At 51.6% G+C, this 13,132-nt stretch carries 12 protein-coding genes; 6 read left to right on the forward strand and 6 right to left on the reverse strand.

Translation table 11 applies throughout. The features are described 5' to 3' along the window. Nucleotides 1-25: 25 nt before the first annotated feature. The gene (locus Q0668_RS09225; RefSeq protein ID WP_298863263.1) at nucleotides 26-214 is read right to left on the reverse strand and encodes a hypothetical protein; all 189 of its coding nucleotides are present in this window, start codon (nucleotides 212-214) and stop codon (nucleotides 26-28) included. Between the two features lie 420 nt (nucleotides 215-634). Between Q0668_RS09225 and Q0668_RS09230 the strand changes: the two genes are divergently transcribed. From Q0668_RS09230 to Q0668_RS09245, 4 genes are all read left to right on the forward strand, one after another. Continuing rightward, nucleotides 635-1,510 carry a DUF1559 domain-containing protein gene (locus Q0668_RS09230; protein ID WP_298863266.1) on the forward strand — a complete coding sequence of 292 codons (876 nt, stop codon included), beginning with the start codon at nucleotides 635-637 and terminating at the stop codon, nucleotides 1,508-1,510. A gap of 215 nt (nucleotides 1,511-1,725) precedes the next feature. After that, entirely contained in the window at nucleotides 1,726-2,433 is a 708-nt protein-coding gene (locus tag Q0668_RS09235; RefSeq protein ID WP_298863270.1) for a methyltransferase domain-containing protein, read from the forward strand. Then, complete coding sequence (locus Q0668_RS09240; protein WP_298863273.1) at nucleotides 2,430-3,593, forward strand: FAD-dependent monooxygenase; 1,164 nt, start codon at nucleotides 2,430-2,432, stop codon at nucleotides 3,591-3,593. The genes Q0668_RS09235 and Q0668_RS09240 overlap by 4 nt, the downstream gene beginning before the upstream one ends. Continuing rightward, nucleotides 3,548-4,726 (forward strand): type III polyketide synthase, encoded by a 1,179-nt coding sequence (locus tag Q0668_RS09245; protein WP_298863290.1) that lies wholly within the window; start codon nucleotides 3,548-3,550, stop codon nucleotides 4,724-4,726. The genes Q0668_RS09240 and Q0668_RS09245 overlap by 46 nt, the downstream gene beginning before the upstream one ends. On the opposite strand, the gene Q0668_RS09250 is transcribed toward Q0668_RS09245, so the two are convergent. The 4 genes from Q0668_RS09250 to Q0668_RS09265 form a co-directional block, all read right to left on the reverse strand. Then, nucleotides 4,723-7,014 (reverse strand): MMPL family transporter, encoded by a 2,292-nt coding sequence (locus Q0668_RS09250; RefSeq protein ID WP_298863275.1) that lies wholly within the window; start codon nucleotides 7,012-7,014, stop codon nucleotides 4,723-4,725. The two genes, Q0668_RS09245 and Q0668_RS09250, sit on opposite strands and share 4 nt — an antisense overlap. A gap of 76 nt (nucleotides 7,015-7,090) precedes the next feature. Continuing rightward, on the reverse strand, nucleotides 7,091-7,867 hold the full coding sequence (locus Q0668_RS09255; RefSeq protein ID WP_298863277.1) for a hypothetical protein: 777 nt from the start codon (nucleotides 7,865-7,867) through the stop codon (nucleotides 7,091-7,093). A gap of 33 nt (nucleotides 7,868-7,900) precedes the next feature. Further along, nucleotides 7,901-8,770: a class I SAM-dependent methyltransferase gene (locus tag Q0668_RS09260; protein WP_298863280.1), complete on the reverse strand. Its 870-nt coding sequence runs from the start codon at nucleotides 8,768-8,770 to the stop codon at nucleotides 7,901-7,903. A 58-nt stretch (nucleotides 8,771-8,828) separates the two neighbouring features. Continuing rightward, on the reverse strand, nucleotides 8,829-9,494 hold the full coding sequence (locus Q0668_RS09265) for a YceI family protein (RefSeq protein WP_298863282.1): 666 nt from the start codon (nucleotides 9,492-9,494) through the stop codon (nucleotides 8,829-8,831). On the opposite strand from Q0668_RS09265, the gene Q0668_RS09270 reads away from it, so the two are divergent. Both Q0668_RS09270 and Q0668_RS09275 read left to right on the forward strand, forming a co-directional pair. Further along, complete coding sequence (locus Q0668_RS09270; RefSeq protein WP_298863285.1) at nucleotides 9,488-10,123, forward strand: BlaI/MecI/CopY family transcriptional regulator; 636 nt, start codon at nucleotides 9,488-9,490, stop codon at nucleotides 10,121-10,123. The two genes, Q0668_RS09265 and Q0668_RS09270, sit on opposite strands and share 7 nt — an antisense overlap. Continuing rightward, nucleotides 10,120-11,187, forward strand: coding sequence for a M56 family metallopeptidase (locus tag Q0668_RS09275; RefSeq protein ID WP_298863287.1), 1,068 nt, complete (start codon nucleotides 10,120-10,122; stop codon nucleotides 11,185-11,187). Before Q0668_RS09270 ends, Q0668_RS09275 begins: the two co-directional genes overlap by 4 nt. Before the next feature lie 483 nt (nucleotides 11,188-11,670). Here Q0668_RS09275 and Q0668_RS09280 read toward each other — a convergent pair whose 3' ends face one another. Continuing rightward, entirely contained in the window at nucleotides 11,671-12,732 is a 1,062-nt protein-coding gene (locus Q0668_RS09280; RefSeq protein ID WP_298863288.1) for an integrase core domain-containing protein, read from the reverse strand. Between the last annotated feature and the right edge of the window lie 400 nt (nucleotides 12,733-13,132).

Consider the following 13,132-nt stretch of genomic DNA (forward strand, 5'->3'; position numbering starts at 1 on the left):
CTAAACTCGCTATATCTATAGCGATTCAGTGTCGTCTGAGTTTTTTGACCCCACGGCGTCCTAGTCCTTCTGCATAACAAGAGGTGGTTAGTTTGCGGATGAATGCCGGTTCGACGATGCGGTCGATCTGCCGGAGCAAGTGGTTTTGTGGGATGAATGACTCCAGATCAATGACCGTTCTGGTTCTGGGCTCAAAAAGATGCAATCCTTGCATAAGCGTCCCCATGATGGAAAACAGGGAGATTGTACAATAAAGCGAACTTGCTCATACCGCCAAACCGCTCCGCAAAGCAAGATCAATCAGCTGTTGAACCGTTTATTTCAAACAGACTTTTTCAACACGCCCCATACGTTTTCTTGGAATCATCTTTCGGTCGGTTCACCGAAGCAAGTTCACATCGACTTTCAATCTGCGGAAATTGATGCAACCGAAATAAGTTTGAAAGTCGGTGAATAGTGTTCGGTAAGCATACAGTGATTAATTATGTAGATATCTACAAGTTTCATATCGTCAGAAGGATATTCATCCTGCGCGATTAAGGCAAGACGGGGTTACAAAATTGGATTCATTCTGCTAAGGTTCCGTCTTGTGTCTTATACGTTTCATCGTTCCATGTATATTTAACTCCGGTTTATGAAAACTCGCATTATTCATTTTCGACAACCATCATCCGATAGCAAACGAGGTTTCACGATTCTGGAACTGCTGGTTGTGTTGGCGATTTTGGGGCTCCTAGTCGGGTTGATTATGCCCGCTGTGAATTCTGCACGTGAATCTGCCCGTAAGATTCAGTGCGTAAATCATCTGCATCAGATTGGAACGGCCTTGCATAACTACCATGATGTTTATCGCCGTTTGCCAGCTGGCTGGAGGTTCGATGCTTCTAAGAAAACCGCATTTGGCTGGGGGGCGAGCCTGCTGCCGTTCATTGAACAATCGAATCTGGCTTCCCTGGTCGATCTCCAGTCATCGGTGGATGCAACGAGTAATGCCATTTCGCGAACGATCACACCAGCATTCTATCGCTGTCCGTCCGATGTGGCCGAGGATTTATTTACTCTGTTCGAAGAACACGAAGGCCATGAATCCTCGGGACTACAATCTCATTCTGTACTGATTGATCTGCCCAGTGCCAATTACGTGGGCGTGTATGGTACGAGTGACCCGGATGCGGTTTCCAGTCTACCCGGCGATGGTGTCTTTGTCGCCAATCGATTTATCCGTTTTATCGAATGCCAGAATGGGTTAAGCAATATCATCATGGTGGGAGAACGGACTGCGCGGAAACTGCCTTCGACCTGGCTGGGGATTGTGATGGAGGGGGAAGATTCCAAAGGGCGGATGGTTGGATTTGCCGATGTGGGTCCCAATCGACGCGATGCGGACGAATGCGAATTTGACAGCCGGCATCCCGGTTGTGCGAATTTTCTGTGGGGCGACGGGCATGTGAAGTCGATCTCCGATTCGATTGATGCGCCCACCTATCGGCGATTTGCGACACGCCACTGAATCTGCATGGTCTGGCTCCGTTTTTTCTTCTGTTATCAAGGCATTCTGATGCGTTGAGGGGCTCCCGATTTGGGATTGCCATTCGTTCTTGTATTGACAAAAAGGGGCGCGTTCACGATGATTCGTGTCTGGTAATACTATATTAATAGTAGTTTTGGGGGCGGCTCAAAACGCAAAGGAATGTGAATCACACAGCGACGCGAATTGAACAGAATATGAATTTTCAGGTTCGCAAACGAGAACCAGAGCTGATGGATCAGCCAGGCTTGTCAGAGCATGAGCATGGCTCTGCTTTAAACGGACTGCGGCGCGTGAACTGGTGGAGTCGCAGCAGCGCGATTTTATGGCCCTCGATTCAGAAGCTGGCGCAGAGGGTTGAGCAGCGTCCCTTGCGAATTCTGGATATTGCCAGCGGTGGCGGCGATGTCGCGTTGAATCTTGCACAGCGGGCGCAGCGTGCCGGGATTGCGGTGGAAGTGGATGGTTGTGATATCAGCCCTTACGCCGTGAAGCATGCGTCGGATCTGGCGGCGCAAATGCAGTTGGATCAGGTGCAGTTTTACGAACGCGATATTCTGCAGGAACCGGTGGACCGGCAATATGATGTCGTGATGTGCTCTCTGTTTCTGCATCATCTGGATGAAACACAAGCCGTGCAGCTATTCAGTATTATGTCCAAGGCGACCCGGCATCTGGTGCTGGTCAATGATTTAAGACGGTCTCGGGTCGGGTACTGGCTGGCCTGGGCGGGTTGTCGTCTGTTAACCCGCTCTCCGATTGTGCACACCGACGGTCCGCTGTCTGTTGCGGGCGCGTTTACGATGGATGAAGCCGCTGACTTGGCTGCGCAAGGGGGACTGAGCGGCTTTCAAATGACGCGGCACTGGCCACAACGCTGGCTGCTGGAATGGAGTCGAACATGACTCTCTCTCACGCGATCAGTATGACGGAGGCCTGCAGCAGAGACTGGGATGTGGTGGTGATCGGTGCGGGGCCGGCCGGCACAGTCGCAGCCCGACAGTTGGCACTCCAGAAGCGGCGTGTTTTACTGATTGAGCGGAAGGCGTTTCCCAGATACAAAGTGTGCGGCTGCTGTCTGAATCAACGGGCGATCTCCGCGTTACAGGAGATCGGGCTGGGCGATCTTCTGGAAGAGACAAATGCGGTTCCCTTGAATTCGTTTGAGATGCGATTTAGTGGACGGGCGGCGACGATTCCGTTGCCGGGGGGAGTGGCGCTCTCACGGGCTGTATTCGATGAACGGCTTGTGGAAGCGGCGGTAGACGCGGGGGTATTCTTTTTGCCGGAAACCACAGCCACGTTACAGAACTGCACAGAGCAGGATCAGACGCGGCAGATAAAGCTGGCGCAACAGGGGCAACCCTCGGGGACTGTGACTGCGAAAATCGTTCTGGCAGCGGATGGGCTGGGGCACCCCAGTCTGCAGCATTGTGAGGCGTTTGAGAGTACCGTATCAGAGAACTCTCGGATGGGCGTCGGCGCTTCCTTGGCGATTGACAATTTATCAGACTACCCGACGGGTGTGATTCATATGGCCATCCATCAATCCGGTTATGTGGGACTGGTGCGGGTTGAGGATGGCAGAGTGAACCTGGCGGCGGCAATCGACGGGGACTTTATCAAGCAGAGCGGCAGTCCTGCGACGGCGGTGTTGGCGATTTTGAAGGCATCCGGTTTTCCGACCTTCTCTGAAATCACGGAGGGGAGTTTCAAAGGGACGATTCCCTTTACCCGCAAAACCATTCGGCCCGTGGGGAAGCGTGTGTTTGTGTTGGGGGATGCGGCCGGTTATCTGGAACCCTTCACAGGGGAAGGGATGGCGAATGCGATTGCGGATGCCGTTGCCGTCGCGGCGCTCGTTCCTCAAGGCCTTTCGCAGTGGGATCAGAGCCTTGAGCAGACCTGGTTGAAAAAACATCATGAGATTACAGACGGAAGATTATATTGGTGCCGCTGGCTGGCGCAATTGTTGCGTCTGCCTGTTGCGGTGGGAATCGGTCTGCGTTTGTTTCATTTGTGTCCGGCAGTGGCGCGGCCGATTGTCGCCCGTTTAAATCATTAAAGAACAGCGCACTTTCAGCGAGAGCCTATATGAGTTTTGAACTACTGGGAATTGGTACGACGACGCCTCAACATTCGATTGAACAGGCGGATGCAGCCGTGCATGCGGAAGCCTTGAGTTGCAGTGCTGTGTCGACAGATCAACAGCGGCGTTTGCTCCCGATTTTGTATCGTCGGGCGGGCGTGAAAACGCGGCACAGTGTCGTGCTGGAGAGCAGTACCAACGGCGAAATGGCGCGACAGACATTTTATCCGCCTGCGACATCAGATGGGGACTATGGTCCCACGACGTCGCACCGGATGGAAGCTTATGAAACGCATGCGTCCGCGCTGGCGATTTCCGCGGTCAGCCAGGCCTTACAGGACGGGAATGTGAATGCCGATGAAATCACGCACTTAGTGACGGTGTCGTGCAGTGGATTCAGTGCCCCCGGTTTTGACATTCTGCTGATGAAGGAACTCGGTTTCTCGCCGGATGTGTCACGCACGCATATTGGTTTTATGGGCTGTCACGGTGCGTTGAACGGCTTGCGGGTGGCGAAATCGTTTACAGACAGTAACCCTGAAGCACGCGTTGTGGTGTGTGCCGTGGAGCTGTGCAGCCTGCATCAACAGTATGGCTGGTGCCCGGACAAAATTGTGGCCAACGCGCTGTTTGCAGACGGGGCGGCTGCGGTGGTGGGAAAACAGGCAACTGACCCTGCGGGGGATCGTTGGAAGCTGGCCTGTTCGGGTTCCACGGTGGTGCCTGATTCGGAAGAGATGATGAGCTGGCGGATCGGCAATCATGGATTTGAAATGACGCTCTCTCCCCAGATTCCGGATTTGATCAATGCGACGCTGCGAAACTGGCTGGAGCACTGGCTGTCGCAACAGGATTTGACGATTGAAGAGATCGGCTGCTGGGCCATTCACCCGGGCGGTCCCCGCATTCTGAATGCGGTAGCGGAAGCGGCGGGATTTGATGAAGGTCTGTTGACGCCGTCGCGTGAAATTCTGGCACAATTCGGGAATATGTCATCGCCGACGGTGTTGTTTATCCTGAAAAAACTGCAGGCAGAGAACGCGGCATTGCCGTGCATGATGCTGGGTTTTGGTCCCGGACTGACGATTGAAGCAGCTCTGGTTCGTTAGTTGGAGCTCGAACACGGTGATGCTGACGGTTCCGCTGCATCCTGTTCGGTTGCTACGGTGAAGAATCGTCCGAGGGGGCCTAACAGGAGCGCCGGTAAGACAATCAGGTCTCCCAACAGTGCCATGAACAGCAGGCCGAACATCATCCAGGCAAAGCGTGATGTCGGAACAAAATTGCTGAAGGCAAAGACCAGTAAACCGAGACCGCAGATCAGCGAGGTCTGTATCATCGCTTTGCCACAATGTCGATAGGCATACAGCACGGAATCGACGGCACTATAACCTGCATCGAGTCGACGCCGAAAGAACGTCAGGTAATGCAGCGTATCATCGACGGCAATTCCGAGTGCCACACTGGCCGTCATTACCGAGCCGATGTCGACAGAGACGGAGAGCCAGCCCAATAAGCCGAAGATCATCAGAGGGGGAAAGACATTCGAGACCATCGAGACCAGGCCGGCGACGATGCCGCCTTGAACGATGGTCATGACGACGGCGATGATCACAAAGGCAAACAGAAAGCTTTTGAAGAGATCAACCATCAACTGACGCTGGATTTCATGTACTAAAGGCATGATGCCGGTTCGTTGTGTTGAAATGCCATTCGGAACGGTTTCAAATGAGCTTTGTATTGTCGTCTCCACTTTGTCGCCGATCAAATCCAGATACGCATTGTAGTCGGCGTTGTTCAATGAACTGACATAAGTGGTGATGCGAAACTGACGCTGTCCCTCCTGTTCCTTCAGATAACCTGAGTCAATGAACTGTGATTTCATTCCCAGCAGGGCTTCGTTGGCCTGGTATTGAAACAGTTCTCTTGAGAGATTGGCCGGGCGGGGGAACCGGGGAGCGAACGTCATCGTGGAAATGGTTCGATTCAGGTTTTCCGTTTTTTTGAGTTCCTGTTCGATATTCCAGACCAATAGTAATTGTTCCCGAAACGAAAGTTGTGCTTCCGGCGTGCAGGTCAAAACAACTTCGATGGGAACCAGTGAGCCGACATGGTCTTCCAGCCAGTGGTAGTCCGCCAGGATTGTGCTCTGTTCGGGAAACAGGGTTTCGATGCGGACCGATGTGTTGATTCTGGAGATCCCGTAACCGGCGGCCGCCATCGCGATCAGAGAAACACAGGCGATGGGCAGATGCTGTTTATTGAGTGTGGCTGTTAAATAAAACCAGACGTCTTGTCGCTCTGGTTGGGAACTCTCTGACTCTGTTGATTTCGGGGGTTTGCTTTTGAGAGGCCAGACAGAAAACATACCCGGGATGAGCGTCAACAGTAAGCCGGTGGTAATCAGAACGCCACAAGCGGCGTAGCCGCCGAACAGTCGGATCGGGGTTAAACCGCTGACTAAGAGTGAAGCGAGTCCGATGGCGGTTGTCCCGGCTGAGAGCAGGCAGGGCAACCAGCCGATTTGAAACGCGTAGGCCGCCGGTTGTTCGATATTGGGATCTTTGACAGCATCAAAATAATAGTTGACCAGGTGAACACCCCCCGCCACCGCCAGCACCTGAATCAAGGGGGGCATGACAATCAATAGGGCGGTAATGCTTTCTCCGCTATAGTGAATGAGGGCTAAAGTGATTCCCTGGGCGAGTAACGAAAGTCCGAAAACCAGCAGAGCCGCCCGAAACGAACGCAGGCAGATCCAGCAGATGATAAGCACAATCAGCGTGGATGGCAGTACAAACCGGTCGAGTGAATCTTTGCTGGCGAGATCAATTTCCAGGCCATCAATGATCGGCCCTGCCAGATGAATTTGATCAGTTTCCAGCTGACAGTGCTGCTGTAGCGCGTCGCGAATGGAGGCGACCAGTGCTTTGCGTTTCTGCAAACCTTCCGGGGTAAAGCTGACGATGATGCAGGTGGTTTTGCCATCTTCGCCGATGAAGGTGCCGCGTAGTCTGCTATGAACTTCTTCGTTGGCCAGCCCCATCTGTGGCGCATTGAGCGAGCGATAGAGCTCGCGTCCCGAAATGACGCGTTCAAAGTACCACTGTTGCTGTTCATCCTGAAATTCGTCGGCGGTGCACAGCGCTTTGACGAAGCGGTCCAGGTCGGGGTTGTCAATCGTGCATTCGGGCCAACTGATGATAACGGTATCGCTGTTTCCAAACACCTGACAGAATTGATCGTAGTCATTGCGCGCGGGGAAGTCCGAGTTGACCCAGTCGATGGGCGAGTTAACTTTGGTCTGCATCGCCTGCGAGGCACCGTAGCCGATCAGGGGGAGCAGCAGGAGCAGGTAACTTACCAGTAACCAGAACCGTCTTCGGTTAATCGACATGCAGCAAGAACTTTAAGATGACTGAAGTTGAGAATGGAAAAGATCGAATTATGATCAGGAAGTGCATGGAAGTTCTTCAGGCGCTGATTTTTTCCGAAGTTTTGACACGCTCGGGCGTTTTGACGGGAACCGGTTTTGTTTTTCGTTTTCCCAGGGGGCCGAAAAACAGAAATGGATAGCCGGGAACTTTCTCTTGATAGTCTTGATACGGTTTTCCAATATAAAACAGGAGTCGCTCGTCTTTCAGGTAGCTGCCCAGGAAAATGTAAGTTGTCCAGATGCCGGTCAGAATGGCGCGGTCGAGTGTCATCACGGGGGTAAACCAGAGTAAGCCCATGAAGCTCAAATAGACCGGATGTCGCATGCAGCAGTAAAGACTACGTGGATGAAATTCGCGTCGTGGGAGCGATTTCTTGCGTAACCAGTACCACCATTGAGTCAGGCCGGTCTGGTAGCCTAGGCCTGTGAGGTTAAGGCTATAGAGTAATGCCAGCCAGGAGCCGTAAAATCCGGCGGTCATCAGCCCGTTGCCTGTGCCCTCGAAGTGCCAGAGTTCCAGCGGACTGCTGCGCCAGCAGAACGCGGTGAGCAAGATTCCCGAGCAGGTTTGCAGGCAAAACAGCGAGCCGTAAAAGGGCGAGGGGAGCCAGCGCGTGATCAGGCTGCGGATTTTGGGATAAAGGAGCAGGCTGTGTCCGACAGCAAACTGGAGTGCCAATACGGCATCGATCCAGAGAAACCCGGCGGCGTGATGGCGGTAGTCTTCTTTGAGAAACCAGAACAGATGCCAGACCGTGAACAGGAACAGTAACTGCGTGGCGAGACCGAATGTGATTCCAACGAAGCGTTGCATCCCTGCATCCTCGTAATCGTTGTCGCAAATGATTTATAACGGTTTTCGGGCAATGAAGCATCCATACTGCATTGCACCAGTTTCATACGCTTTCAGAATGGTTTCAAATCGATCCAGGAACATCACCGTGTCCCGATCAATCAATCGTGCCAGCCAGCGAACGCCGGTTTTCTGCACGCGTTGTTGACAGATTTCCCAGGTCTGAGAGACCCGATTGGTCCAGTTATGATATTCCTGGAATTCCAGACTCGCGTTTTCCATCCAGGACTGATAATCTTCCGCACTTCCCAGTGACGGGCAGAAGAAACCTTCACAGACATCGTAGACCTGCTGAATCGCGTCTTCACTTTCCAGTTGATCGCCGGCCAGCCACGCACAAATAACCATGCGACCGCCGGGGCGTAACCAGGAAGCGGCTTTGTGGAAAAAGGCCTGTTTGTCAAACAGATGCTCGGTGCATTCGATACTCCAGATGACATCGAATGATTCGGGCGTAAACTCGGCGGTTTCCGCATCCTGGCAGAGAAACTGGGTATTGTGACGTTGCCCGCGCCAGCGTGATTCCAGCGAGGCCCAGCGCTTTTGAACCGGGCTGAGTGTGATGCCGGTTACCTGACAGCCGAAGGTTTTGGCCAGATGAATCGAGGAGCCGCCCATGCCACAACCGACGTCGAGCAGACTTTCATCGGGCTGAACGTCGATAAATTCAGCCAGCGTCTCAGTCAATTTCTGTTGTGCGATGGCTGACGTTTTCTCATAGTCTGATAGTTCCAACGCGGCATTGCTGTGTTCATCCCACAAACCGTGATGAATGTGCCGGCCCCAGAGCAATCGGTAAAACAGCGTGGTTAAATTGTAGTGGCTGCGAATAACATCTTTTTGGACGGTGGGGCAACTAATCATAGGATGAGGCCAGGTTCAGGATGTGAAAGAGTTGACTGTAAAATGAAAAAACAGATTGTTATTTGGCTACGTCGAGCTCACCATAGATTTTCAGTTCATCGGTAATGCCGACGGCACCAAAGGCTTTACTATAGGGTGTAATGCCAAAATGCGTCTGCTTGATCGAGAAGCTGGTTCGCACATGGTTCTGTTGGTTTTTATCTGTGACTTCGGCAATCAGACGCAATTTTTGCGTGACGCCATGCAGGGTGAACTTGCCGTCCAGTTGATAGTATGATTTTCCCGTGGGGGCATTTTGTTTGACGGGGACGGCCGACGCAATTTCGAATGTGGCGATCGGATACTTGCGGACATCCAGCACACTACTGCCCAGCATGTTCGCGTTGACGTCTTTTTGCGTTGAGGCAGAAGTCATCCCTTTCAGACCAATGTATTTGCGGGCTGCTGCCGTGTCTGCTTTCCAGGTGGTCATGTCGAATACAATCTTGCCGGCATTGCTTCTGGCACCAAGATTCAATGTTCCAGTTTTGATTTCTCCGATCACGGCGTGTTCGTGTCCGAAGCCGGTTTTGCCGACGAAGGTATAGACGCGACTTGTTTTCGTATTGACCTGACCTGTGGCATCTTGTGCCTGAACGCTGGTAGAAAGGCTCATACTGAGAACAGCGAAACCTGCAATCAGCAGGGAATTTATGCGTTGGTAATAGGATACTTGGGGTGACATCTGACGAATCCTTGTCTAAATTGCAGTCTGGTTTTACGATTCCTGACTTCCGAAATCCCTTGTCTTGTGGGGCGAACCATAACAACTATGAATATAGTAGTAAATGCCATTTTCTGAAAAAATGCGTCAGCAGGCGAAGTCGCGTGTTTCGCGCTCGTCGTGGAAATGTGCTGGGAATCAGGTTTGCAGGGAAAGTGGGAATCGCTAAAATCAGCACACAGAAATATTTGCGATTTTCGATAGATAGGACCAATGTGAAAGATTATCGACTCACTCACTACGAACTGGAATTGATGGGAGTGATCTGGGAACTCGAAGAAGCAAGCGTACAGGATGTGTGTGACGCATTGCCGCGTGAATTGGCTTACACGACTGTGATGACGACGCTCAGTCTGTTGGCGAAAAAGAAAAAAGTGTTGAAGCGTATCAAACGTGGTCGCGCCTATATCTATCAACCGGCTGTGACGCGTGAAGAAGTTTCACAATCGATGCTGGGGCAGTTGAAACAGGTTCTGCTGGGAGATTCTCTACCGACGTTGATGGTCAATCTGCTGGAAAATGAGAATATGTCAGAAGATGATATCACCACTCTCAAGAGCGCGATTAATAAACTGGAGTCGAAGGAATGACGCCGGCCGGCTTTCTGGAAACAATCGCATCGCTTTCACTGCAATCAGCGGTTTTGATTGGCGTGATCGGGGTCTTGACCTTTCGGAATAAAAAATCGCCTTCAGCACATCGGATGTGGGCCATTTGTCACATGCTGTTACTGGTGCAGTTTCTGTTGGCATTCGGAGTGCCTCATCCGCGATTGTTTTCCCCCACTCTGATTGAATACGGCGGTTATTTCGAAGCTGTTCAGAACGTAGAGTCGGGGCTCGGCCAGATTCTGATGGTGATCTGGCTGGGTGGAGTTTCGGTTTCATTGGTCTTGCTGGTATTGGGAACCACTCAGACGGTACGGATTCTCCGCCGTTCCATTCCCATCGAACTAAAATCACTGACCGATCAGCAGTGCCTGCATACAGGCGGCAAATCGATCCTGTTATTAAGCAGCGACGAAACACATACGCCGTTCTGCTGGCAGATCCATCAGCCTCTGATTGTGCTGCCGCGATCGATTCTTTCGTTACCCACTGACGAACTGGCGATGATCATTCGCCATGAGACAGAACACCTCAGGGCCGGTCATCCTTTGCATTTGTTTTTGCAACGACTGGTAGAGGCGGTTTTCTGGTTTCACCCACTGGTCTGGTGGAGTTCACGACAGGCGGTCTACAGCAGAGAGTTCTATTGTGACAATCAGTCGGTGCACAGCAGCAGCGAAGCTCTGGTCTATTTAAAAAGCCTGCTGCACTTTGCCGAGCAACAGAAACAAGGCTGGAATTCCTTAGCAGCGGGATTTGTGTTCCGAAACAGTCCCAGTCTGATTCAGCAACGTGTCAGCCGATTGACCAACCGGGACTGGTCTGGTTCTCTTGAAATGCAATCGGATCGCTGGCGTATTTCCGTGGTTCTGATAACGGCTTTGCTTTCTCTGTTGCTATGGATTCCCCTGAATCTCTCGGCATCAAATCGCTCGTTTTGGTCTCCCTGGCCGAGCTGGTCCACTTATGTGCTGCATTCGATGGGGATTCCGCCCCGAGATTACGAAATCGATGGTCATCGCCTCCGACCACATGATCATAATTGAGGATTGTAAATGGTGCTTGCGTGGATAAGTATTAATGATCAATAGCTGGTAAGAAGCTATTTTGAAATTCATAGTTGCAGTTCAGGAGAATTGATCTTTCATGTTTTCTCTGCTCTCGCCGAATTCAAGTGTCGACTTATACAAGTCTTGGTAGTAAAATAAGGATATGTCACTTTATTTGTACCCCGCTGAATACGGTCCACATTCGATTGACTACCTCTTTCAGTGCTCTGTGAGACTTTCACCGACTACAGGACCGCAGAGTTTAGTCAGTTCACCTTATTTATCTGTGTCGTGCATCGTTGGGTACAAAAAGACTGTCGCACGTTAAGTTCAACGGGCAATTGATCTTTGATAACAAAAACAGGTGAAAGAACTGACGCGAGTCGGAGCATGTATGCAGTGAAAGGCTGTAGGTTGTGACTTTTTAGGAGCGAACGCGCGTACGCTGAGCGTGAGATATGGCTTGTGTTTCGATTTAATCTACGCAGCAATCCGCTCGTACGACTTGATCAGCCCTCCGAGATGTTCCACGCAGTGGATCTCATCAAGCTTGATTGTCTCGAATTCCGGGGACGGCTCGACACAACAGGGCGGCAGATATTCTCGTGAGCTGTGCGCTCGATGTTTGTTGTAATAATCAACAAACTCCGAAACAAGATAATCGAGATGCGTTTTGCCGAAAGCGATGAAATGGTTCAAGGCTTCGTATTTTATTGTCTGGACAAACCTTTCGACCCGTGCATTGAGATTCGGAGACCGGATCGGCAGCATCTTCGGCTTGATGCCGTTGTTCTTTAGAAACTGCTTGAACTCGGTAGAGAACTTTGTGTCTCGATCATGGATCAGGAAGGTCGGCTTCTCATCCCGGTCGGCAACGCAGTTTACGAACGCTTTGGTCTGTTCCGTGACCCAGGCGGAATCGGGATTCCGCGTTGAGGGTGTGGCGAAGACTTCACGCGTTTCAAGATGCATGAAAACTAACACATACAAATCGACGAGACCCCGCCGTGTCACGGCTCGTTTCGTAAAGAAATCACAGGCCCAGAGTGTTTCCGAATGAGTTTTGAGAAACTGGTCCCAGGTGCCGGTACTACGTTTCGGACTCGGCTCGATCCCTTCTTCCTTGACGATATTTTTCACAGTCGGACGGCAGATCTGGGAGATGCCGAGTTTCCGAAGTGCACCCAGGATTCGAGTGTAGCCGAACCCCGTTTCACGGGCGATCTTGAGAATCAGTTCACGCAGTACGGCACTCTTTCCTGGTCGACCGACAGGTTCTCTCTTCCGGCCTCGTTTCTCTTCCCGTAACCAGCGATGAAAGGTCCCGGGAGTAACGATCGTGATCAGTTCGTTGATCACTCTTCCGAGCGGCTTGCCATATTTCAAGAGCTGCGCACGTTCGTGAGGTTTTGTGTGAATCTCTCCTGGGGTACGGTCCCTCAGAATCCGGTTCTCTTTTTTCAAGTAGAGGACGTATCTGGCCAACAGGCTGCCGGAAGTAGTCGCAATCAGTGTCAGCAAAGGAAGAAAAAGTTTGATCATCGTGGTAAGATCAGTTTCGTTGGTTACATAATGTGAAATAAGGAGATATCACTTTATTTGTACCCCGCTGAGACACAGATCGCATTCGATTGACGACCTCTTTCAGTTCTCTGCGGAACCATCGCCGACTGCAGGGCCGTAGAGTTTACGCAGTTCACCTTATATAATGGTGTCGCGACTGCTGTGGACCTCCCAATCATATGTTCGGAAGCCGTGAGTTACCTCATAAATCACCGTAGAGGCTCGAACTTTTGTAAGCTCCTTTCGTTTCACGGCTCCCAGAATCAGCCCGAGTACAAGTCTTTACGAAGAGGGTTTTGTACGGGACGATGCGAGCCACAATTCCAATGGTCGCTTCGGCCGAAACACCGCATTCCGTTTGCACCTAAACTCGCTATAT

The sequence above is a fragment of the uncultured Gimesia sp. genome (assembly GCF_937910335.1).
Taxonomy (GTDB): Bacteria; Planctomycetota; Planctomycetia; order Planctomycetales; family Planctomycetaceae; genus Gimesia.

Bases quoted from the DNA above. Each gene is read 5' to 3' on its own strand.
- Q0668_RS09230 (WP_298863266.1), top strand. From the start codon at position 635: ATGAAAACTCGCATTATTCATTTTCGACAACCATCATCCGATAGCAAA.
- Q0668_RS09255 (WP_298863277.1), bottom strand. From the start codon at position 7,867: ATGCAACGCTTCGTTGGAATCACATTCGGTCTCGCCACGCAGTTACTG.
- Q0668_RS09225 (WP_298863263.1), bottom strand. From the start codon at position 214: ATGCAAGGATTGCATCTTTTTGAGCCCAGAACCAGAACGGTCATTGAT.
- Q0668_RS09235 (WP_298863270.1), top strand. From the start codon at position 1,726: ATGAATTTTCAGGTTCGCAAACGAGAACCAGAGCTGATGGATCAGCCA.
- Q0668_RS09260 (WP_298863280.1), bottom strand. From the start codon at position 8,770: ATGATTAGTTGCCCCACCGTCCAAAAAGATGTTATTCGCAGCCACTAC.
- Q0668_RS09250 (WP_298863275.1), bottom strand. From the start codon at position 7,014: ATGTCGATTAACCGAAGACGGTTCTGGTTACTGGTAAGTTACCTGCTC.
- Q0668_RS09265 (WP_298863282.1), bottom strand. From the start codon at position 9,494: ATGTCACCCCAAGTATCCTATTACCAACGCATAAATTCCCTGCTGATT.
- Q0668_RS09275 (WP_298863287.1), top strand. From the start codon at position 10,120: ATGACGCCGGCCGGCTTTCTGGAAACAATCGCATCGCTTTCACTGCAA.
- Q0668_RS09240 (WP_298863273.1), top strand. From the start codon at position 2,430: ATGACTCTCTCTCACGCGATCAGTATGACGGAGGCCTGCAGCAGAGAC.
- Q0668_RS09280 (WP_298863288.1), bottom strand. From the start codon at position 12,732: ATGATCAAACTTTTTCTTCCTTTGCTGACACTGATTGCGACTACTTCC.